Source organism: Flagellimonas iocasae, from assembly GCF_042682725.1.
GTDB classification, from domain to species: domain Bacteria; phylum Bacteroidota; class Bacteroidia; order Flavobacteriales; family Flavobacteriaceae; genus Flagellimonas; species Flagellimonas iocasae.
On record NZ_JBHUHU010000003.1, the window covers coordinates 736,206 to 757,331 of the forward strand.

Genomic DNA, 21,126 nt, shown 5'->3' on the forward strand with positions numbered 1-21,126 from the left:
AGTTTGGGATTTCTTGAAACAGCAATTTTAATTTTTATCGGTTCCTTTCTAATGGTATATCTAACCATTCCCAAGATTATTCGTGTTGTGGAATATAAAAGATTAATGGATGACCCCAACCAAAGGAGTTCGCACATAATTAAAACTCCAACCCTTGGCGGGGCTTCTTTCTATTTTACTTTAATTATCGCATTTTTTTTCATTAAAAATTGGCATGAGTTTTCGGAAGATATTTATATCATTCCAGGCCTCACCATTTTATTCATAGTTGGTTTAAAAGATGATTTAGTGGTGCTCTCACCTGGCTCTAAGTTGATAGCACAAGTCTTGGCTATTTCCTTTGTTTTGATAAATGATAGTTTTGGAATTGAGTCCTTGAATGGGTTTTTAAACATTTATGAAATCCCATATTATCTCTATTTGGCAATTGGAGGATTTCTAATGCTAACAATTATCAACTCCTATAATTTAATTGACGGAATTGATGGGTTGGCCTCAATTGTTGGAATTGTTATTATGATTATTTACACAACAATATTCTACTTGTCAAAAGAATACTATTTTGCATTGATTGCTATCACCATGAATGGATGTCTGATGGCTTTTTTTGGATTTAATGTGTCATCTGATAAAAAAATTTTTATGGGCGATACTGGGTCTTTAATAGTTGGTTTTATCATCAGTATTTTGACCTTAAAGTTTTTAGCATTAGAACCGGCGGCCTATGGTGATGGAGAGCTTCCTTTCTTGCTGGAGAATGCTCCGCTTATCGCGATTAGTATTTTGATTGTTCCGCTTTTTGATACTGCAAGGGTCTTTGCTATTAGGATTGCCAACAAGAAAGGACCTTTTTCTCCAGATAGGAATCATGTTCACCATGTACTTATAGATTTTTGGGGTCTTTCTCACAAACAAGCCAGTTTCATAATAGGGTGTTTCAACATTATCTTTGTGGTATTGTTTATAATTTTAGGAAGCAAAGCAAAGAATACAGGAATGGTTATTATGTTAGTTTCTGTAGTGATGTTTTTGGCATACATATTTTTTAAATACAATTACAATTTCACCACATTAAAACAAAAAATTCTTCTTAGGAGGAAAATAGACTCCTTAAAGGGTAAGAAAGAAGAAAGCACTTCTAAAAAGAAAAAACCAAAACATTGAAAAAAACCCTAATTACCGGAGCTGCAGGCTTCCTTGGCTCGCACCTTTGTGATCGCTTCATTGCCGAAGGCCACCATGTTATTGGTATGGATAATTTGGTGACAGGAGACCTAAAGAACATTGAACACCTATTCCATTTGGAGCGCTTCGAGTTTTTCCACCACGATGTTTCCAAATTTGTGCACGTGCCGGGCAGGATGGATTACATTCTTCATTTTGCATCGCCTGCAAGCCCAATAGACTACCTTAAAATTCCCATTGAAACACTAAAAGTAGGTTCATTGGGCACATTGAATCTGTTGGGATTGGCCAAGGACCATAAAGCACGGATTTTAGTGGCATCCACCTCTGAGGTATACGGAGATCCTTTGGTACACCCCCAAAATGAAGAGTACTATGGAAATGTGAGCCCGATTGGCCCTCGAGGGGTCTATGATGAGGCTAAACGCTTTATGGAATCCATCACCATGGCCTACAACAGGCATCATGGATTGGATACACGGATTGTACGGATTTTCAACACGTATGGCTCTAGAATGCGATTAAACGATGGCCGTGTGGTGCCCGCCTTTATGGGCCAAGCACTTCGAGGTGAAGATCTAACCGTTTTTGGTGACGGTTCCCAAACCCGTTCGTTTACCTATATCGATGATCAGATTGAAGGGATTTACCGACTGCTGATGAGCGACTATGTGGAACCTATCAACATCGGAAACCCAGATGAAACCACCATTTTGGAATTTGCCGAGGAAATCATTAAACTCACAGGTACAGATCAGAAGATAGTGTTTAAACCTTTACCGCAAGATGATCCGTTGCAACGTCAACCAGATATCACGCGGGCGAAGGAAATTTTGGATTGGGAGCCCAAAGTATATCGTTCCGAAGGCCTTAAAAAAGCCTATGACTACTTCAAATCCCTTCCACACGATCAATTATGGGAGGCACACAGGGACTTTTTGCCTTAAAAGGCAAACTAATTGGAGTCATTTCGAAATGAAGAATGATGTGACGATTGAGAAATTTACCACAAATAAGTATTCTCGCTTACACTCGTAATGACAACAGCCTCAGTATTAGATTAGTGGACATTCGTAAAATTCGTGTCAAACAGGAATAACCAGATCATTTCCAAATAAGGCTTTAATTCTATTGAATTGGATTATTTTTGCCAAAATTTTGATTCATGAACATTTTGGCCCTGGGTTCTGGCGGACGCGAACATGCCATTGCCCTTAAAATTTCAGAAAGCCCTAAAACAAAAAACCTTTTTGTAGCACCTGGAAACGCAGGAACTTCCGCAATAGCCACCAATGTTGAGGTGGGGGTGAATGATTTTCCGGCTATTAAGCAATTGGTGTTAAAGGAAGCTATTGATTTAGTGGTGGTGGGACCAGAAGACCCATTGGTGAATGGGGTTCATGATTTTTTTCTGAATGATGTTGAGTTGAAAAGTATCCCTGTAATTGGCCCTCAAAAAGCAGCTGCCGCCCTCGAGGGGAGCAAGGAATTTGCCAAGGAGTTCATGATGAGGCATAATATTCCCACGGCAGCTTACGCAAGTTTTACAGCCGATTCACTTAAGGACGGATATGCATTTTTGGAAACCTTGAACCCCCCTTACGTGCTCAAAGCAGATGGTTTAGCTGCCGGGAAAGGTGTTTTGATCCTTCAGGATTTGGAGGAAGCGAAGTCCGAATTGAAATCGATGTTGGTCGATTCCAAATTTGGGAATGCCAGTTCCACTGTGGTCATTGAAGAATTCTTGGATGGGATTGAGTTAAGCTGTTTTGTACTGACTGATGGTACCAACTACAAAGTACTTCCAACCGCAAAAGACTATAAACGAATTGGGGAAGGAGACACTGGACTCAACACAGGGGGTATGGGAGCCATTTCACCTGTTCCATTTGCCGATTCCACCTTTTTGGACAAGATTGAGCGTCAAATCGTAAAACCTACCGTAGACGGCCTTAAAAAGGATAATCTGCCCTATATTGGGTTCATCTTTATCGGCTTGATCAAAGTAGGAGATGAGCCTAAGGTAATCGAATACAACGTTCGTATGGGTGACCCGGAAACAGAAGTGGTAATGCCAAGGTTAAAATCGGATTTGGTCGAGGTGCTTACTGCAATGGCCAATGGAACATTGGATAAAATCAACCTGGAAATTGATGAACGAACAGCCACAACTGTAATGGCAGTTTCTGGCGGATACCCGGAAGCTTATGAAAAAGGAAAAGAAATCACAGGTACAGAAAACGTCCAAGGCTCTTTGGTGTTCCATGCGGGAACAAAACTTTCAGGGGGGAAAGTGGTGACCAATGGAGGTCGGGTAATCGCAGTTACTTCCTTTGGAAAAGACTTTAAGGAAGCATTGCAGAAATCCTATCAAAATATGGAGAAACTCCATTTTGATGGAATGTACTATCGAAAAGATTTAGGCTTCGATTTATAGATAAGAGTGGGAGCTGATGCTCTTATCCTCTTCACCATTGTCATTGAAAATCTTCAATTGCTGCATCCAATAGACCATGGCAATAAAACCAATGACAAAGAAAATCCAGTTTAGGGTGTTGGAAGCCCACCAGCTGTGCATAAAGCGGAAAAAATCGTAGGGGGCAAAAAGGTAGTTTACAAATAAGTCTTCTATACCGTGAAAAAACTTGCTCATCTTGGCTATATTTACTTTGCAAAAGTAGCAAAAGAAAGGATGATTTCAAGCTTTTTCGGAAAAACAAAACCCATTAATTACATTGTCCTGGCCATTTTTTTGTTTCTTTTCTTCGCCATCAACACTTTTTTTGGTTCTGGGACGCATATTTGGGATCAAAGTATTCCGTTGGAATTATTGGCTTTTGCGGTTTTGCTATTGGCCCTTTTCATTATCAATCAAATTGTACGATCAGAAAAAGTAACAGACTTCAATTCGTACGTAATGCTTTTTTTTGTGCTGTTGTTGGTTGCCTTTTCGGAAACCCTCTTCAGCAAGAATGTCATTTTCTCCAATTTTTTTCTCTTACTGGCCTTTTGGCGTTTGTTGGCCGTAAAATCCAATCGGTTTGTAAAGCATAAGATTTTTGATGCATCGATGTTGATTTCAATCGCCAGCCTTTTTTACGATTGGTCACTCGTTTTTTTGGTGCTGGTCTTTGTGGTCATCAATGTATACGACAGAAAAAATTTTAAAAACTGGTTGGTCCCCTTTGTTGGGGTGGCCACCATTTTTATGCTAACGTTTGCCGTTGTCCGCGTAACGGGTCACTCGGGTTTTTTTCAAGAGCATTACCAATTTTCAGCAGGATTCTTGAATACGGACTCACTCATTGAGGTCATCAACATAAAAGCAATCATCTTTATTCTGCTGATGTTTTTGTTGATGGGAATAGTTTTTGTTCGGGTTCGTAAAATAGGTGGAGGAAAGTTGATTCTCTTGCGCATCGTATTCGCAATCTTTGTTTTTGGCGTGGTCATTAGCCTTTTCACCCCGGCGGGTTCTTCCCCACTTTTGATTACATTTTTTCCGGCCGCTGTCTTTTTGGCCAACTACGCCGAAAGCATCAAAAAAACCAAACTGCGGGAACTGGTTTTGGATATCTGCATTGCCCTACCACTTTTGCTTTTTGTGATCCAAGTAAGTCGATAAGTCATAAAGCAATATCTTTGCCCAAAATAGATTTAGATGTTCAGCGAATTTGCCTTCAACATATTTCAAAAAAGTATTGATACCTATCATGTCAAGGATGACGTCTACCAAGATTTTGAGAATCCCTATCCAAAGGATAAAGTGGAGCATTTGCTGTATCGCAAAAATTGGATTGATACCGTTCAGTGGCATTATGAGGACATTATCCGTGACCCAGAAATTGACCCTGTGGCCGCTTTGGACCTGAAACGAAAAATTGATGCCAGCAACCAAGATCGAACCGATTTGGTGGAATATATCGACAGTTATTTTTTGAAGAAATATGATTCGGTCGAGATAAAAGCCAACGCTACCATCAACACAGAAAGTCCTGCTTGGGCCATAGACCGACTCTCTATTTTGGCGCTGAAGATTTACCACATGCAGGAAGAAGTGAACCGTACTGATGCCTCAGCAGAGCACATTAAAAAATGCAGCGACAAGCTTACGGTTCTGTTGGAACAAAAGAAGGACCTTTCCACCGCCATTGACCAATTACTCGCCGATATTGAGGCCGGGAACAAGTACATGAAAGTCTACAAACAGATGAAAATGTACAACGACGAAGAACTCAATCCCGTGCTCCGTGGACAAAAAGGGTAAATCCACCCACATTCTTGTCATTCGCTTATCAGCAATGGGCGATGTGGCCATGACCGTTCCCGTAATTGGCACATTGACCCGCAACTATCCGGAACTTCAACTTACGGTTTTGACCAAAAGGAACTTTATGCCCATTTTCCATGGAATGGAGCGGGTGAAGGTAATCGAGGCCGATGTAAAGAAAAGACACAAAGGGTTAATCGGGTTATGGCGATTGTACCAAGAGCTGAAACCAATGCAGTTTGATGCGGTCGCCGACCTTCATAACGTGTTGCGAAGTAGGGTACTCAAAAAGTATTTTGCATTGGATCGCATTCCATTTGTTCAGATGGATAAAGGGCGCAGCGAAAAGAAAGCGCTTACCCGATCCAAGAACAAAGTGTTCAAGCAACTGAAGACCACACACCAGCGCTACGCCGATGTGTTTGCCCAATTGGGTTTTTCCATTGATTTGAATCAACCTCAGCTACTGGAGCGACATCAGCTTTCCGATAAATTGCTGAATTTGATACACCAAGACACCAAAAAATGGGTGGGTATTGCCCCTTTTGCGGCCCACGAAGGGAAGATGTATCCTTTTTCTTTGATGCAAGCAGTGGTGGAGCAACTCAATAATACCGGAAAGTATAAAATACTGCTTTTTGGAGGTGGACCTCATGAAACAAGTCAGTTGGAAGCATTGTCAAGCGGTTTGGATAATACAATTTGTGTAGCTGGAAAGCTTAATCTATCCGAAGAATTGCAACTGATCTCCAATTTGGATGTAATGTTGTCCATGGACAGTGGCAATTCCCACTTGGCGGCCAATTTTGGCATCCCCGTGGTTACCATTTGGGGGGTTACCCATCCCTATGCCGGCTTTTATCCGTTTCATCAACCGATGGAAAATGCATTGCTGGCAAACAGGGAGCAATATCCGCTGATTCCTACCTCAATTTATGGAAATAAAGTGCCTCAGGGGTACGAATCGGTCGTGGAAACCATTCGGCCTGAACAGGTTGTGGAAAAGCTTAACCAAATTTTGAAAGGCTAGGCCAATACTTCGCTAGCCGAAATAGACCTAAAATATTGCTTTAACTGTTGAATGTACTGGTATTTTAATTGACGGTTAGAGCTATCCGTCATCAAGGATCGCATGCCCAGATACGAAGCGATGATATAGGTGGCAGCACCCTCACAATCCACATGACGGGCGATATGGCCATCCACTTTACCCCGTTTCAGTACGGCAACTAGGTTTACTTCCCAGACACTGATGATATTTTTAAGATACCCACAGATTTCATTATTGCGCTTGTTGAATTCGGTCAAAAAATCGTTCAGCATAAAGCCATAAGCCATTTCATTTTTCTTGCCGGGTTCCAAGGCGTTCTCCAAGCTTTCCACAATCACCGGTAGTGGATTCTCATCCGTATCCAACGGCTCAATTAAAAGCGCGTAGACTTTTTGTACAATAAGGTTCTGTACAATATTGATAAAATAATCTTCTTTGGATTTAAAGTGATGGTAAAAGGCACCTTTGGATAGGGACAATTCCTGTAGGATATCATCCAAACTGGTGTTGTAATAGCCTTTTTCGTTGAAGATTTCGAGACCTTTTCCACACAAGCGGTGCATGGTCTCCCTTCGTTTGAGGGTCATTTCCATAAGATTTGGGTTTAGACTGTTTAGTCTGTGACAAAGATTGGTCGGAAAGGAGGCAACCCAAAGAATACAAGACGTACTTCCCTTAAAAATCGGTAAAGTGTTCAAAAACCGATGAATTGCCAAAATCCCAAAAAACAAACCGACTTAGGGGTCGGTCAATTGACATAACGGATTCGTTAAAAGGAGTGGGTAAGGCGTCAATTGCAGATGGCTTTTTAAGCCAAAAAATTCTAACTTCAAGTATGCAATTAAAAAAACGGATTTTATCAAAATTCAGGCAACCATTTATAGAATATTTACGTCTTTATATTTGGAGTAACCACCTGAATTTAAAACTAACCAAACCCACTAAATATGAATTCAAATCAAAAAACAGGTAGAATTATTGGTGTATTATTATTATTCGTTTTTGTTTCAGGCATTATAATTTTCCAATTTTTACAAGGTTCTGTACTTTTTTCAGACAATTTTCTTATTACCACCTCTGAAAATTCTAACCAAATCATCAGTTCAGTTGCCCTCGGAATCTTTAGCGGAATTGCATCAATAATTATTGCCGCAATGCTATTACCAATTTTTAAAAGATATAGTATAAGTTTAGCGTACTTATACCTTGCGTTTTGCATTCTAAACTTTATTGCCATTATGATTGATAATGTTAGTGTAATATCTATGTTGGAATTGAGTAAAGAATACCTGAAAAATGGAAGCGATAATTCGTTTAAAATTTTAGAGCCCCTTGTTTCCGGAAAACATTGGTGGACACATTATTTTTATCTATTAATTTCTTGCTTTCCAGTTTTTGTTTTGTACTACACATTGTACCTATCTAAACTTGTTCCGAGAATAATTTCTATTTTTGGAATAATTGCAGTAGTTCTTATGTTCATTGAGGAATTATTTTCAATTTTCGGAAACAGTATCAGTATGAATATGCTTCTTCCAATAGGCTTAATTCAATTAATTCTTCCCCTTTGGTTACTATTCAAAGGACTGAATTCACCAATATTGGAAACTGAAATTGAACAACAACATTAAGAACAAAAAACTGCACACAACAATGTATAACCGCAATTACGACGGATTCGACTACGTCCGAATCCACTCGGAATTGCTAACGTCAGTTTTTAACCGAAAAACATTAACTTTAAATCCGTAACTGACGGTTATACGAGCCGATAAGTGAAATCCTCCAAACTTTTATTGTAGAAAATCAAGCCACCGTGCCTTGGCAACTACTTCCGGCCCCTGCCGTACACCCATAACAGTGCTGCGAAATCACAATCTCACGGTCATTCAACAGGTCTTCATTATAATCTTTAATGTGTTTTACCTTGCTGGCCACCTTTAGGTTGAGCATTTGGTTAAAGTCGCAATCGTAGAGCCAACCATCCCAGCTCACCGAAATGGTGTTGGTGCACATCACATTTTCCACCGCTGCAGGGTTATAGGCCTCCACCAGCGCATACATATAATCCTCATAATTATCCGAAGCGATCAAATAGTCCAAAAAGCGGGATATGGGCAGATTGGTAATCGCAAACAGGTTATGGAACTCAATATTGAAATCTTCCTTCAATGCTTTTTTAAAGTCGCGCTCCATGGCCGCTTGGTCACCCGGTAAAAAGGCCCCGGAGGGATTGTAGACCAAATCCAACCGTAGGTTGCTATCGGGCATACCATAGCCGACTGCATTCAAATCTTGCAGTGCTTGAATGGACTTATCAAAAACCCCATCGCCACGTTGCTTGTCGGTTTTGCCCCGAGTGTAGTGCGGCATAGAGGAAACCACATGCACATTGTGCTTTTTAAAGAACTCGGGCAGATCATGGTATTTTTTGTTGGAACGAATAATGGTGAGGTTGGAACGCACAATAAAATCTTGGATGCCCGCTTTGGCCGCTTCTTCCACAAACCATCTGAAATTGGGGTTCATTTCTGGGGCACCACCCGTTAGGTCCAAGGTGTGGGCTCCAGTATTCCGAATGACTTCCAAACACCGCTCCATGGTTTCGCGTGTCATGATTTCCTTTCGGTCCGGACCGGCATCCACATGGCAATGCTCACAGACTTGGTTGCACATATACCCCACATTGATCTGTAGGATTTCCAAGGTTTTGGGCTTTAACGGAAACTGTCCCGTTTTGGCAATCTTATCCTTGAAATAGGGCAACTCACCATCGGCAAACAACGCACCATTCAAAATTTCCAACTGTCGGTTGGTATTGGCGAGTTCATTTTCCCGTGCCTTCAACGACTTTTTTGCCGCTTTCTTAATATCTGATAATATGCTTTGTCCCATTTATGAGTTCTAAAATTGTTTGGAAGCCTTTTTATTCCTAACACCTAAACAGCGCAGCGTTACATGGAAAGCTTATTGTATTTATTCATCATCTGTACCCCATGAACCAGCGTAGCACCACTTTCAATGGCGGCACCGGCATGTACAGCTTCCATCATTTCTTCTTTGGTAATACCTCTTTGGAGTCCATCTTTGGTGTAAGCGTCAATGCAATAGGGGCACTTCACTACGTGGGCCACCGCTAATGCAATCAGTGATTTCTCCCGTGCACTTAGTGCACCTTCTTCGAAAACCTTACCGTAATAATCAAAAAATTTGTTTCCCAGTTCTTCGCTCCATTCGGTGATGGAACCAAATTTCCGTAAATCTGCTGGGTCGTAATATGAGTTTGCCATGTTCTGTTTTTTAGTGGATTATCGACATAGGCCATCAAGGCAATTTCATGTCGGGATTATAAATTAAATAGGAGAGCCAAGTACTAGGACTCAGCAGGAATAATTAGGCAAACGCAACTGGCGAACCCTTATTAAAAGGAATGAAAAGGAATATTTTTTTCTTGGTAGTCTGACCAACTTCAAAAAATGCTATGGTAAGTTCCAGCAATTTTGAAAAAAGAGAGAGCCAACCTTTGACCAAAGTGGTAACATGGTTGGAAAGCCGTTTGATATCGTTAGCGGAATCAATATCCATCAATCGGTCCAAAGAAAAGACCGTACAACCCAAAGACTCAAAATAATGTTGAGTGGCATTGAACAAGCTAGTCACTTGCCACGGTAGCGCTTCAAACGAATCTTGATGAAAGTTGGAACGGTGCAGCCCCAACAAATAAAAGCCTCCATCTACAGCTGGTCCTAAAACTGTTTTACCGAGTTGGAGTTGTTCATAGGCCTCCAGCAGATGTTGGGTCTTCAACTGCGGGCTGTCATTTCCAATAGCGATGATATTGGCAAAACCGGAATCAAATATAGATTGAATGGCATGGGTAAACCGCTCGCCAAACGTTTCACCGCACTGTTCCCGTTCCGTAAAATGAAAATAAGGCAGGCCGGTGTTCTTTACAATCTTTAACGAGTGTTGCGTAAGTGCATCAAAAAGCGAAGTGTCGCCCCCAATTTTTTTGATATGGCTATCCTCGTCCGCGGAGTTTGCGAATACCAAAATGGCGGTATCAAAGTTTGTGTTTGAATGCAATTATTCGATGTTTATCCTAAACATACAACAATTCTTACTATTGATTTTGGTCGAAACACATCAATTTGTATTACAGATTTGGGAGGATAGTTTCAATTTTAACATTCCGACCCACTGGTCGGTTTTGAAAATGAGGCCATTAAGATTCGTGGATAAAAATCACATTCAATTCGATTAAAGGTTGAAAAACGACCTGTTTTCAAAAGCGACAGACCACCCGGTCGGTAAATTTCCATTTCAGAAAACCAAAACAGACCGCCGAAATAATGTTTTTTTAACCGAAATCCCCAGTTTTGACCATGCCAGCCACCACGCAATGCTATACCTTTGTGCATCATTGTTTTACTAGCACAAAATGTTCGAAGGTAAATCCATTGGTTTGGTGCTTTCAGGCGGGGGTGTCCGCGGAATGGCACATATAGGGTTGATAAAAGCACTCAAAGAGCATGGACTTGAGGCCCAAATGGTAGCCGGTTCCAGTGTGGGTGCTTTGGTCGGTGCGTTATATGCCAACGGAAACTCAGTGGAGAGCATGCTGGACTTTTTCCGGAAGACCCCCTTGTTTCAATACAGCTTTTTTGCCATCAACAAACCAGGGTTTATTGATACGGAACGTTATTTCAGCATTTTTAAAGGCTATTTTCCTAAGGATACTTTTGAAAGTTTGGAAAAACCCTTGTATGTAGTCGCTACCGATTTATTGAGTGGGGAGGAAAAAGTGTTCAATCAAGGGGAATTGATTTTGCCTCTTTTGGCATCCGCGGCCCTAACCCCTGTTTTTAGTCCTGTGGAGATTGAAGGTATTCTTTATGCCGATGGAGGAATCATGAACAACTTTCCAAAGGAATATCTGGAGGATAAAGTGGACTTTTTGATTGGAAGCAACGTTTCCATTGCAGCAGAAATCCATAAAAATGACCTACGGAACTCCATTCAATTGGCCGGAAGGGTCACTAGTTTAATGATTTATGCCTCTAGCAAGGAAAAAGTGAACCAATGCCATCTTTTTATTGAGCCCAAAGAACTGGACAAGATTGGTGTGTTGGATAAAAAGGGCATTGAAAATGCCTTTTCCATTGGCTACGAACATGGCAACAGAGCCATTGAACAATTATTGGCCTCCAAAAACTATACGTCGTCGTAGTCCACCTTAAGGGTTGGGGTCAACGGGTGTGCTTGGCAGGTAAGAATTAAGCCTTCGGCAACTTCGCTATCCGTTAAAATCTGGTTTTTGGCCATTTCAGCTTTTCCCTCCTTAATACGGGCAATGCAACTACTGCACACCCCTCCTTGGCACGAATATGGCGCGTCGATGTCCTCGTTGAGCACCGCATCGAGCACTCTTTCCTTTTTGTCCATGACCAAAGTGAAGGTCTCATCGTCCAGAATGATTTCAACCGTGGTCTTACCTTCCAAGTTTTCGGCCATTTCATCTTCCTCATCCGAAGAGGTGAACAATTCAAAATGGATTTTATCAGGAGAAACACCATTATCCTTTAACGTATCCGAAACGGCATGAATCATTTCTTCGGGTCCGCAGAGATAAAATGCATCGAACGGGGTCTCTTTATACTTGTTTTTGACCACAAAATTCACTGTGGAGCGCTCAATTCTTCCAAAAAGAGCCTCGTCTGCGTTGGCCCTACTGTAGACATATTGAACAAAAAACCGTTCGGAATATTTTTCTTTAAGGTGTTGAATTTTATGGAAATACATGGTCTCTTCCGGACTTTGATTTCCAAAAACCAATACAAAAGTGTTTTCTGGATTGCTTTCCAGAACCGTTTCCGCAATGCTCATGATGGGGGTAATACCACTTCCTGCGGCAAAAGCGGCCACATTCTTTTTTTCCGAAGTAGCTTCAAAAGTAAAGCGTCCTTCTGGGTGCATAACTTCCAAAACATCACCAGCTTTCAGATTTTCATTGGCAAAAACCGAAAATGTACCACTCGGCATTTTTTTGATGCCCACAGTTAACTTTCCAGATGAAGGTGCCGAAGAAATAGAATAGGCCCGACGAAGTTCCTTTCCATTCATGGGATATTTAATGGTGATGTACTGGCCAGCCTTAAAGGTATAGGTGCTTGCAAATGCTTCGGGAACCTCAAAAGTTAGTGCTACCGCGTTGGGGGTTAATCTATCTACTGCTGAGATTTTTAACGCATGTGAATCGCTCATGAAAACAATTTTGCTGCAAAACTAAGGATTACCCTTATTTTTTACCTCGATTTTTGTAAAAAGGATGCGTATTGTAACAAATCGCATACCTTGTATACTAACAAAAAAACTACCAACCATGTTAAAACGTTTCCTTGGACTTCAATGGAAATCTTTTTTTAGGGCAGCATCATTCAAGACCGAGATTTGGATTAAAATCTTGATGGGGATTGGTGCACTCTATTTTATTCTTGTTTTTTTGGGGATGGGTTTTGGATCGTATTTTATGATCAAGAAAGCCGGAATCGGTGACCCATTGCGCATCGTGAATCAATACATGATCTACTACTTGGCCTTTGACTTGGTTTTGCGGTACATGCTCCAAAAGATGCCCGTAACCAACATAAAGCCGATGCTGTATTTACCCATCAAAAAGAGCACGGTGGTGAACTACTCCCTTGGAAAGACGGTGATTTCCTTTTTCAACATTATGCATGCCTTTTTCTTTGTGCCCTTCAGTATTGTACTGGTGATTGAAGGCTATTCCTTTGTATCTGTTATTGGATGGCATTTGGCATTTATGGCGCTGATTTATGTGAACAACTTCATCAATGTAATGGTCAATAATAAGGATAGCGTCTTTTATGTTCTTGCAGCACTGTTTTTGATTGCCGGTATTTCTCAATACTACCAATGGTTTGATATCACACAGTACACCCAACCCATTTTTGATTTCTTCTTTGATAAACCTTGGACAGCGATGGTTCCTTGGCTTTTGTTGATGACGCTCTATTTTTCGGCCTTTTCCTATTTCAAAAAACATATGTATTTGGATGGCGGTCTGGCCACCAAACAATCCGAAGCCAAAACGGAGAACCTGGATTGGCTCAATCGCTTTGGGAACCTGGGTACTTTTTTAAAGAACGACATCAAACTAATCAAACGAAACAAACGTTCCAGAACAGCAGTAATCGCGGGCTTCTTTTTTATTTTTTATGGGATGCTCTTCTTTACCGGTGCCCTCGAAGTTTATGAGGGTCCGTTTTGGAGCATCTTCGCTGGAATCTTTGTCACAGGCGGCTTCCTTTTCAGTTTTGGACAATATGTGCCCAGTTGGGACAGCAGTTACTATCCGCTGATGATGAGTCAGAACATACAGTACAAGGAGTACCTTACCTCAAAATGGTATTTGGTGATTATCGCAACCATAATTTCCACCATTTTGGCTTCTTTTTATCTCTATTTTGGATGGGAGGCCTATGCCGCCGTATTGGTCGGGGCTATTTACAATGTTGGTATCAACAGCTATTTGGTGCTTTGGGGAGGCGCTTATGTGAAGACGCCCATCGACCTCACTTCCAACAAAAAAGCATTCGGGGACAAACAGGCATTTAATGCAAAGACACTGTTGCTGACCTTACCCAAATTGGTTCTGCCCATCATTATTTATGCCATTGGCCATTTTTTGGTCAGTCCCTTGGTCGGATACCTTTGCGTGGCCCTAGTCGGCTTGCTTGGCTTTGTGTTTAAGAACAAGGCATTTAAAATGATAGAGGGCATTTATAAAAAAGAGAAGTATAAAACCTTATTGGCTTACAAACAGAAATAATCATGATCACAGCGCAAAATTTAACCAAAACGTATACGCAAACGGTGCTGAACATAGACCAATTGGAGATTCCCAAAGGACAAAGCTTTGGCTTGGTGGGGAATAACGGTGCGGGTAAAACCACCTTGTTTAGTTTGTTGTTGGATTTGATTCAGCCCACCACGGGACACATTATAAACAATGATGTGCAAGTGGACCAGAGTGAAGCCTGGAAACCGTTCACTTCCGCATTTATCGATGAGACTTTTTTGATAGGCTACCTTACCCCTGAAGAGTATTTCTACTTTATCGGGGAATTGCGGGGTAGGAACAAAGCCGATGTGGATGCCTTGTTGGCTAACTATGAAGATTTTTTCCATGGCGAGATTTTGGGACAGAAAAAATACCTAAGGGATCTTTCCAAAGGAAATCAAAAGAAAGTTGGCATTGTTGCGAGTTTTATCGGGAACCCCGAGGTGGTGATTCTGGATGAGCCTTTTGCCAATTTAGACCCCACCACCCAAATTCGGTTAAAGGGTATCATCAAGGATTTGGCCGCCAAGGAGGGTGTCACCGTTTTGGTCTCTAGCCATGACCTGATTCATGTTACCGAAGTTTGTGAGCGCATTGTTGTATTGAACAAGGGAGAAATTGTGAAAGACATAAAAACCTCAACCGAAACCTTAAAAGAGTTGGAGGCCTTCTTTGGAGGATAAAAAAGGCACTTCAAAGAAGCGCCTTTTCCAAAGTTTTCAAAGGAATTTTACTCGCACATGGCCGAAGTATCATAATGGAACGACACCTTTTTGATTTTCCCATCCTGCACTTGGTATAGGGCAACTTCCTCCATATTCATTCGTGTGCCGTCTTTAAAAGTGGCATCACTGGTCATGGCCACGGCAAAATGATTCCCAGCCACCACAGGATCACCTACAGTGCCGCCATGGGTTTCTTTAATGCCTTCAACCCATTGCTGAAAGCCCTTTAAAATATTGTCCAATCCCTCGGTAACCTCATTGGGCATCCCAGGCATTTCCAAGCTAACGGCATCTTTCGCATAAAGCTCATAGGCTTCGGCATGTTTGCCCTCTCTGCAAAGGGCGACTAATTTGTCTGCAACTTCTTGTGTGCTCATGTTGTATTTGTTTTATGATTAATGAATAAACTTCCTTGGTTAAATCCGAAATGATTAAGGCTAAGCTACGAAAGCACAAAACGCGAGAGTAAGGGCAAAAAAGACACTTTAACGGGTTGTTTCTGCCATCAATATCTACTACATTTAACGCTCGTAAATCCATGGTTATGAAACATGTAAGCATTTTGGTGCCCAAAGGCAATGCTATTTTGAGCAGTGTGGTGGGTCCGTACAAGATTTTGTCTGCAGCCAACCGGTTTTTAAAGAGTACCGGGGTTAGAAATGATGATTTTTTCGACATCCATCTGGTGGGGTTGGATTCAGAACAAACCCTCTACAATGGATTGTTCAGCATTCATTGTGACAAGACCATTGACCAAGTGGACAAGACCGACCTTATCTTGATTCCGGCCCTCCGGACTGATAAATTGGTTGATGAACTCAAGCTCAACCAACCTTTCGTGGATTGGATCATCACTCAACGCAACCGAAACAATACCGAAGTGGCCAGCATGTGCCTGGGGGCTTTTGTTCTGGCTCGCACGGGTTTGGTGGATGGTAGGCAGTGCTCTACCCATTGGGCGGCCATGGAACTGTTTAAACGGATGTACCCCCAAGTGAACCTTGTCTCAAACAAGATTGTTACCGAAGAAGACGGTATCTACACCAGTGGCGGGGCCTATTCTTTTTTGAATTTGATGATTCACCTTATTGAAAAATTCTGTGGACGGGAAGCGGCCATTTACATCTCCAAATTTTTTGAGATTGAAATAGACCGCGAAGACCAAAATCAATTTGTCATTTTTCAGGGTCAGAAAGAGCATGATGACACAGCCATTAAAGCGGCCCAAAATTATATTGAGGACAATGTGAACGATAAAATATCGGTGGAAGAACTGGCCCAAAAGTTTGCCATCAGCAGCCGGAATTTTGTGAGACGATTCAAAAAAGCAACGCAGAATACCCCTTTGGAATACATTCAGCGTGTAAAGATGGAAGCGGCCAAACGTAGTTTGGAAACCACCCAGCAAAACGTGAACGAAATCATGTATCAAGTAGGCTATGCCGATCAAAAGGCGTTCCGAACCGTGTTCAAAAAATATGTGGGATTGTCTCCTGTGGCCTACAAAACAAAATACAACCGGGCACAACTGGAATATGAAGGCCCCAACTCTTGGTGATACCATTCTTTTATTATTTTGGCTTTATCTTATTCTTTAAAAATGTCCAGTGATATTGATTTATTGATTGACTTTTACCAATCAGAAAAGCAACGTTTAGTAAGCTCTATTGAAGAAAATAAGAGAGATAAAGATTATTTTGCAGTGGAAAAGAATTTTGATGAACTGGAACACATTCAAAGAGAATTGGACTGTTTGTGCGAGCTAAAAAACCCGTTCTACCCAAAAATCAAAAGGTTGGAGATGCAAATAGCATTTTTCAGACAAAAGGAAAATCAAAGTCCTGAACCGGACAACTACTTCCAAGAAAAAATTGCAGAAGCCGAGTATGCTCTGAAAGCATTGAGAAACAAAAAAGCTCACACAACCTCGGACGAGACCCAAATAGTTGATGAGGCAATTTTTTCGCTGCTAAAAGGAAAGATTTATGGTTTTAGCATTCACTTTGATGAGAAGAATGAGGTGTTGCTCTGCAAAGACCATAATCTTGATAATAGTATTGCTATTTCGGTCAAAGTTCAAAATAGAAATGAGGCGGAATGGTTAAAACAACATGGACTCCTAAATAGTCTTGGGCTGGTTTATGATGAGAACTCAAATTGTTTGAAAACTTCCTTCGCACTCAAGAACCCCAAAAATGTTCTTCCTTTAAAGGAAATCATTTCTAGAATTACCATTGGTCTAAAAGGAAGTATTAGGCCAAGAGGCTCTATATACTTGAAGGTGATTCCACTGGACAAAAAATAATCGCATTTTATCGATAAGCCTTATAATAATCTCTGTTTTTTTCAGTTAAGGTTACACACGATTATCCATAATTTTGAAGCTTCGTAAAACACTTATCATCGCCATTGTTCTGGGAGGGCTGCTGTTCAGTTCATGCTCTACCAAAAAGGACAAGTTCATCAACCGGAATTGGCACGCCCTCAACACCAAGTACAATACCTTGTACAATGGCAATATTGCTTTTGAGCAGGGAAGGGAGGAGCTGAATGCCAATTATAGGGATGATTATTGGGAAATTCTTCCGGTAGAACGTTTGGAGGTGACCGATGAAGTTAAACTCGATTCAGAGAACAACAACCCCAACTTTATCATTGCTGAGGAAAAGGCCACCAAGGCCATCCAAAAGCATAGCATGGACATTAAAGATGAAGAGCGAAATCCTCAAACGGATGAAGCTTTCCTCCTTCTGGGAAAGTCACGTTATTTTGACCAACGCTACATTCCTGCCCTCGAATCCTTCAATTACATCCTTAGAAAATATGTGCAGAGCGATAAACTGAATGAGGCCACCATTTGGCGGGAAAAGACCAATATGCGGTTAGACAATCCTGAGGTAGCCATCAAAAACCTCAAGCGATTGTTCAAGTACGAATCGTTGAAAGACCAAGAATATGCCGATGCGAATGCCGTTTTGGCCCAGTGCTACATCAACCTGAATGCTCCTGATACTGCCATTCAGAAATTAAAGATTGCCCAGGCCTACACCAAAAAGAATCCCGAAAAAGGACGATACCTGTTCATTATTGGGCAGCTATATGACCAATTGGGGCATAAGGACAGTGCCAATTACGCTTTTGATAAGGTTATTGCCCTGAACCGGAAATCGCCGCGAGTGTATATGATCAATGCGCACCTCCAGAAAATTCGGAATACGCAAATCACCGATGCAAACCAAGAAGAGCTATTGGAATACTTGACGGATTTGGAAGAAAATCGGGAAAATCGACCCTTTTTGGATAAGATTTATCGGGAAGTGGCCCAGTTCCATTTGGCCAACAAAACAGATAGTTTGGCCTTGGTGTATTACAACAAATCGCTCCGGGCTACTCAAGGCGAACGCAAATTGAATGCCCTCAACTACCAGAGTCTGGCGGATTATTATTTTGATCAAGATGAGTACAAAACCGCTGGTGCTTATTATGACAGTACCCTTATCAACCTTGTAGAGAATACAAGAAAGCACAGGGACATTAAAAAGAAACTGGACAATTTGGAAGACGTTATCAAGTATGAGGACATTGTGCAATATACCGACAGTGTCATTACCGTTTACCAAATGCCCGAGGCAGAGCGAAAGGCCTATTTTGAAGATTATATCGCTGAACTGAAACGTATCGCCGAAGAAGAAGAGGCCAAAAAACAGGCAAAAGCTGAGGCTGGGTTTGCCACGTTTGCCAACAGTAAGGGTGGAAAAGAGAACAAAGGCAAATTTTACTTTTACAATATCACCAGTTTAGGATACGGCAAGAACGACTTCAGGACCCGATGGGGTGAGCGCACCTTGGAAGACGACTGGCGTTGGAGCAACAAATCCAGAACCTTACTTTCTGAAGCTACCGGAGAGCAGGTGGCTGGCAATGACCCATCAACCCAAAACCTCACAGAAGACCAAAAATATTCAGTGGATTATTATTTGAATCAAATCCCTACTGATGTTTCCGTAATTGATAGTCTATGGACAGAGCGGAACTTCGCCAACTATCAATTGGGGTTGATTTACAAGGAAAAATTCAAAGACAATCTCTTGGCGGCCGCCAAGCTGGAACGGGTTTTGGCATCCAATCCAGAGGAGCGCCTGATTCTTCCCTCAAAATATAATCTGTACAAGATTTATGAGGAAAGTGGTAGTCCCTTGGCTCAGAACATGAAGCAAGATATCATTACCAACCATTCAGATACGCGCTACGCAGAGATTCTTTTGAATCCGCAGGCGGTTTTGGAGGGAAATACCGACAGTCCCGATGCGCGATATGCTGCTTTGTTTAAAATGTATGAGCAACAGGAGTACCTTCAGGTCATCACACTTTCCGAGGAATACATCAATAAATTCACAGGAGACCCTATTGTTCCCAAATTTGAAATGTTGAAGGCAAATGCTATCGGTCGTTTGCAAGGATTTGAGCCGTTCAAAGAGGCTTTGAACTACGTAGCACTTACCTACCCCAACAATCCTGAAGGAAAAAAGGCAGAGCAAATGGTGGAAGAGCAGTTGCCCAAATTGGAGAACAAGGAATTCTCTCCAGAAACGGGTTCCGTGGGTGCATCCAATTGGAAGGTGGTCTTCCCCTTTAAAATAAGGGACGATGAAAAAGCGTTACACTTAAAGAAACGATTGGAAGATGCCATAACGGACCTTCATTACAATAATGTGATTTCCAAGGACATCTATAATTTGGAAGATGAGTTTGTGGTGGTGCATGGTTTTAAGTCTAAGGATTTTGCCCTTGGCTTTGCCGAGCTTATTAAAAACAACAAGGACTACCGCATTAAAGATGAGAATTTTGTAGTTTTATCGGAGAACTATAAAATTGTTCAGGTCCACAAGAATTTAGAATCATACAAAGAACATATTTTAACCCCAAAACCTTAGAACACAATGTTTTCTGACAACAAAAAACCCAGACCTATGAATGAACTTGGCGGACAACCCAACAGAATTGAAAAGAACACAAAAATTAAAGGAGACATTACTTCCGAAGCCGATTTTAGAATCGATGGGAAATTGGAAGGAAATGTAAAAACATCTGGTAAAGTGGTCATTGGAAAAGATGGCTACATCAATGGAAAAGTGGAATGTGTGAATGCTGATATCGAAGGAAAATTCAACGGTGAACTTTTGGTAAAGGATTTACTTTCCTTAAAGGCCTCGGCCATTATTGAGGGCACCGTATCTGTGGCCAAACTGGCCGTTGAACCCGGAGCTACCTTTAATGCAGCTTGCACCATGGGCAAAGGAGCCGCAACAACAACTTCGTCCACCGCTGCACCAAAATTGGAGTCCACCAAGAGCAATGAGCCAGCAAAAGCCTCCTAAAAAGAAGAACACCTTCAAAAATGCAGCCATCCTAACAGGTATTGGCTTTGAAATGGGGGCCATAATTTATTTGTCCGTACATGGCGGAAAATGGTTGGACGCAGAATATCAGAATGAGAAAAATATTTTCACGGTAATTGCCACTTTATTGGGAGTGGCAATTTCTATTTGGCTAGTTTTGCAACAGTTAAAACGTATTAAATATTGATGTCAAAACTCAACCTGTTCACCCAGTTTCTCCTTCTTCTTTTGGTTTTATTGATTTTGGCCTTTGCAGGCCATTTGTTTCTTTTATCAAGTAAAAATCTACCACTTTACGGCAATTTAATCGTACGCTCCTATATGGTCAACGGGGTTTTGGCTGCAATTATTTTCGGGTTGTTGTTCCGATTTAGGGAACGGCTCAAGAACCAAATTGGGTTTTTGTTCATGGGTGGAAGCTTGGTGAAATTTGTGTTTTTCTTCATCTTTTTCTACCCAACTTACATCAGTGATGGGGATATGTCCGGTCAAGAATTCGCTGCTTTTTTTGTCCCCTACGCTATCGCTCTTTTTTTAGAGACTTTTTTTGCTTCCCGAATGCTCAAAATTTTAGAGGAATCCTCTGAGGATTAGGCGACTCAAAATCCTCAAAAATAAAAGTTTGAAAGCTT

The 21,126-nt window shown here is 41.4% G+C and carries 23 protein-coding genes; 16 read left to right on the top strand and 7 right to left on the bottom strand.

What is annotated here, in order from left to right:
• The first annotated feature begins 3 nt into the window (after nt 1-3).
• The 3 genes from ACFSJE_RS10510 (at nt 4) to purD (ending at nt 3,622) form a co-directional block, all read left to right on the top strand.
• Complete coding sequence (locus ACFSJE_RS10510) at nt 4-1,164, top strand: glycosyltransferase family 4 protein (RefSeq protein ID WP_379830928.1); 1,161 nt, start codon at nt 4-6, stop codon at nt 1,162-1,164.
• Nucleotides 1,161-2,132, top strand: coding sequence for a UDP-glucuronic acid decarboxylase family protein (locus ACFSJE_RS10515; protein ID WP_379830929.1), 972 nt, complete (start codon nt 1,161-1,163; stop codon nt 2,130-2,132). Before ACFSJE_RS10510 ends, ACFSJE_RS10515 begins: the two co-directional genes overlap by 4 nt.
• Before the next feature lie 218 nt (nt 2,133-2,350).
• Nucleotides 2,351-3,622, top strand: a complete 1,272-nt coding sequence (purD, locus tag ACFSJE_RS10520; protein ID WP_379830930.1) for a phosphoribosylamine--glycine ligase — start codon at nt 2,351-2,353, stop codon at nt 3,620-3,622.
• Here the strand turns inward: purD and ACFSJE_RS10525 are convergent.
• Nucleotides 3,617-3,838, bottom strand: a complete 222-nt coding sequence (locus ACFSJE_RS10525) for a DUF6341 family protein (protein ID WP_379830931.1) — start codon at nt 3,836-3,838, stop codon at nt 3,617-3,619. The two genes, purD and ACFSJE_RS10525, sit on opposite strands and share 6 nt — an antisense overlap.
• A gap of 39 nt (nt 3,839-3,877) precedes the next feature.
• On the opposite strand from ACFSJE_RS10525, the gene ACFSJE_RS10530 reads away from it, so the two are divergent.
• From ACFSJE_RS10530 to ACFSJE_RS10540, 3 genes are read left to right on the top strand one after another with little or no spacing between them, the layout of a single operon-like run.
• Nucleotides 3,878-4,810 carry a DUF6427 family protein gene (locus ACFSJE_RS10530; RefSeq protein WP_379830932.1) on the top strand — a complete coding sequence of 311 codons (933 nt, stop codon included), beginning with the start codon at nt 3,878-3,880 and terminating at the stop codon, nt 4,808-4,810.
• Nucleotides 4,811-4,846: 36 nt separating this feature from the next.
• Complete coding sequence (locus tag ACFSJE_RS10535; RefSeq protein ID WP_379830933.1) at nt 4,847-5,452, top strand: DUF4254 domain-containing protein; 606 nt, start codon at nt 4,847-4,849, stop codon at nt 5,450-5,452.
• Nucleotides 5,436-6,485 (top strand): glycosyltransferase family 9 protein, encoded by a 1,050-nt coding sequence (locus tag ACFSJE_RS10540; RefSeq protein ID WP_379830934.1) that lies wholly within the window; start codon nt 5,436-5,438, stop codon nt 6,483-6,485. Before ACFSJE_RS10535 ends, ACFSJE_RS10540 begins: the two co-directional genes overlap by 17 nt.
• Here ACFSJE_RS10540 and ACFSJE_RS10545 read toward each other — a convergent pair.
• Nucleotides 6,482-7,099 carry a TetR/AcrR family transcriptional regulator gene (locus ACFSJE_RS10545; protein ID WP_379830935.1) on the bottom strand — a complete coding sequence of 206 codons (618 nt, stop codon included), beginning with the start codon at nt 7,097-7,099 and terminating at the stop codon, nt 6,482-6,484. The two genes, ACFSJE_RS10540 and ACFSJE_RS10545, sit on opposite strands and share 4 nt — an antisense overlap.
• A 354-nt stretch (nt 7,100-7,453) precedes the next feature.
• Between ACFSJE_RS10545 and ACFSJE_RS10550 the strand changes: the two genes are divergently transcribed.
• Nucleotides 7,454-8,137, top strand: a complete 684-nt coding sequence (locus ACFSJE_RS10550) for a DUF4386 domain-containing protein (RefSeq protein ID WP_379830936.1) — start codon at nt 7,454-7,456, stop codon at nt 8,135-8,137.
• A 175-nt stretch (nt 8,138-8,312) separates the two neighbouring features.
• On the opposite strand, the gene arsS is transcribed toward ACFSJE_RS10550, so the two are convergent.
• The 3 genes from arsS to ACFSJE_RS10565 form a co-directional block, all read right to left on the bottom strand.
• Nucleotides 8,313-9,401 carry an arsenosugar biosynthesis radical SAM (seleno)protein ArsS gene (gene arsS / locus ACFSJE_RS10555; RefSeq protein WP_379830937.1) on the bottom strand — a complete coding sequence of 363 codons (1,089 nt, stop codon included), beginning with the start codon at nt 9,399-9,401 and terminating at the stop codon, nt 8,313-8,315.
• Between the two features lie 59 nt (nt 9,402-9,460).
• Nucleotides 9,461-9,796: an arsenosugar biosynthesis-associated peroxidase-like protein gene (locus tag ACFSJE_RS10560; RefSeq protein WP_067029694.1), complete on the bottom strand. Its 336-nt coding sequence runs from the start codon at nt 9,794-9,796 to the stop codon at nt 9,461-9,463.
• Between the two features lie 103 nt (nt 9,797-9,899).
• Nucleotides 9,900-10,592 (bottom strand): TIGR04282 family arsenosugar biosynthesis glycosyltransferase, encoded by a 693-nt coding sequence (locus ACFSJE_RS10565; RefSeq protein WP_379830938.1) that lies wholly within the window; start codon nt 10,590-10,592, stop codon nt 9,900-9,902.
• Between the two features lie 355 nt (nt 10,593-10,947).
• On the opposite strand from ACFSJE_RS10565, the gene ACFSJE_RS10570 reads away from it, so the two are divergent.
• A complete protein-coding gene (locus ACFSJE_RS10570; RefSeq protein ID WP_379830939.1) occupies nt 10,948-11,736 on the top strand; it encodes a patatin-like phospholipase family protein in 789 nt (262 codons plus the stop codon).
• Here ACFSJE_RS10570 and ACFSJE_RS10575 read toward each other — a convergent pair.
• Nucleotides 11,721-12,770, bottom strand: a complete 1,050-nt coding sequence (locus tag ACFSJE_RS10575; RefSeq protein WP_379830940.1) for a 2Fe-2S iron-sulfur cluster-binding protein — start codon at nt 12,768-12,770, stop codon at nt 11,721-11,723. The genes ACFSJE_RS10570 and ACFSJE_RS10575 overlap by 16 nt on opposite strands.
• Nucleotides 12,771-12,888: 118 nt before the next feature.
• Between ACFSJE_RS10575 and ACFSJE_RS10580 the strand changes: the two genes are divergently transcribed.
• Nucleotides 12,889-14,358, top strand: coding sequence for a DUF5687 family protein (locus ACFSJE_RS10580; protein WP_379830941.1), 1,470 nt, complete (start codon nt 12,889-12,891; stop codon nt 14,356-14,358).
• A 2-nt stretch (nt 14,359-14,360) separates the two neighbouring features.
• Complete coding sequence (locus ACFSJE_RS10585; protein ID WP_379830942.1) at nt 14,361-15,053, top strand: ABC transporter ATP-binding protein; 693 nt, start codon at nt 14,361-14,363, stop codon at nt 15,051-15,053.
• A gap of 47 nt (nt 15,054-15,100) precedes the next feature.
• On the opposite strand, the gene ACFSJE_RS10590 is transcribed toward ACFSJE_RS10585, so the two are convergent.
• The gene (locus ACFSJE_RS10590; RefSeq protein ID WP_379830943.1) at nt 15,101-15,472 is read right to left on the bottom strand and encodes a SnoaL-like domain-containing protein; all 372 of its coding nucleotides are present in this window, start codon (nt 15,470-15,472) and stop codon (nt 15,101-15,103) included.
• A gap of 167 nt (nt 15,473-15,639) precedes the next feature.
• Here ACFSJE_RS10590 and ACFSJE_RS10595 point away from each other — a divergent pair, with 167 nt between their 5' ends.
• The 6 genes from ACFSJE_RS10595 to ACFSJE_RS10620 all read left to right on the top strand — a co-directional run bounded on the left by ACFSJE_RS10595 (nt 15,640) and on the right by ACFSJE_RS10620 (nt 21,088).
• On the top strand, nt 15,640-16,653 hold the full coding sequence (locus tag ACFSJE_RS10595; protein WP_379830944.1) for a GlxA family transcriptional regulator: 1,014 nt from the start codon (nt 15,640-15,642) through the stop codon (nt 16,651-16,653).
• 42 nt (nt 16,654-16,695) lie between these two features.
• A complete protein-coding gene (locus ACFSJE_RS10600; protein ID WP_379830945.1) occupies nt 16,696-17,400 on the top strand; it encodes a hypothetical protein in 705 nt (234 codons plus the stop codon).
• A gap of 73 nt (nt 17,401-17,473) precedes the next feature.
• Nucleotides 17,474-20,029, top strand: a complete 2,556-nt coding sequence (gene porW, locus ACFSJE_RS10605) for a type IX secretion system periplasmic lipoprotein PorW/SprE (RefSeq protein WP_379830946.1) — start codon at nt 17,474-17,476, stop codon at nt 20,027-20,029.
• 6 nt (nt 20,030-20,035) lie between these two features.
• On the top strand, nt 20,036-20,473 hold the full coding sequence (locus ACFSJE_RS10610; protein ID WP_379830947.1) for a bactofilin family protein: 438 nt from the start codon (nt 20,036-20,038) through the stop codon (nt 20,471-20,473).
• A complete protein-coding gene (locus ACFSJE_RS10615; protein ID WP_379830948.1) occupies nt 20,451-20,681 on the top strand; it encodes an AtpZ/AtpI family protein in 231 nt (76 codons plus the stop codon). The genes ACFSJE_RS10610 and ACFSJE_RS10615 overlap by 23 nt, the downstream gene beginning before the upstream one ends.
• Nucleotides 20,681-21,088 carry a DUF6168 family protein gene (locus tag ACFSJE_RS10620; RefSeq protein WP_379830949.1) on the top strand — a complete coding sequence of 136 codons (408 nt, stop codon included), beginning with the start codon at nt 20,681-20,683 and terminating at the stop codon, nt 21,086-21,088. Before ACFSJE_RS10615 ends, ACFSJE_RS10620 begins: the two co-directional genes overlap by 1 nt.
• Nucleotides 21,089-21,126 lie beyond the last annotated feature (38 nt).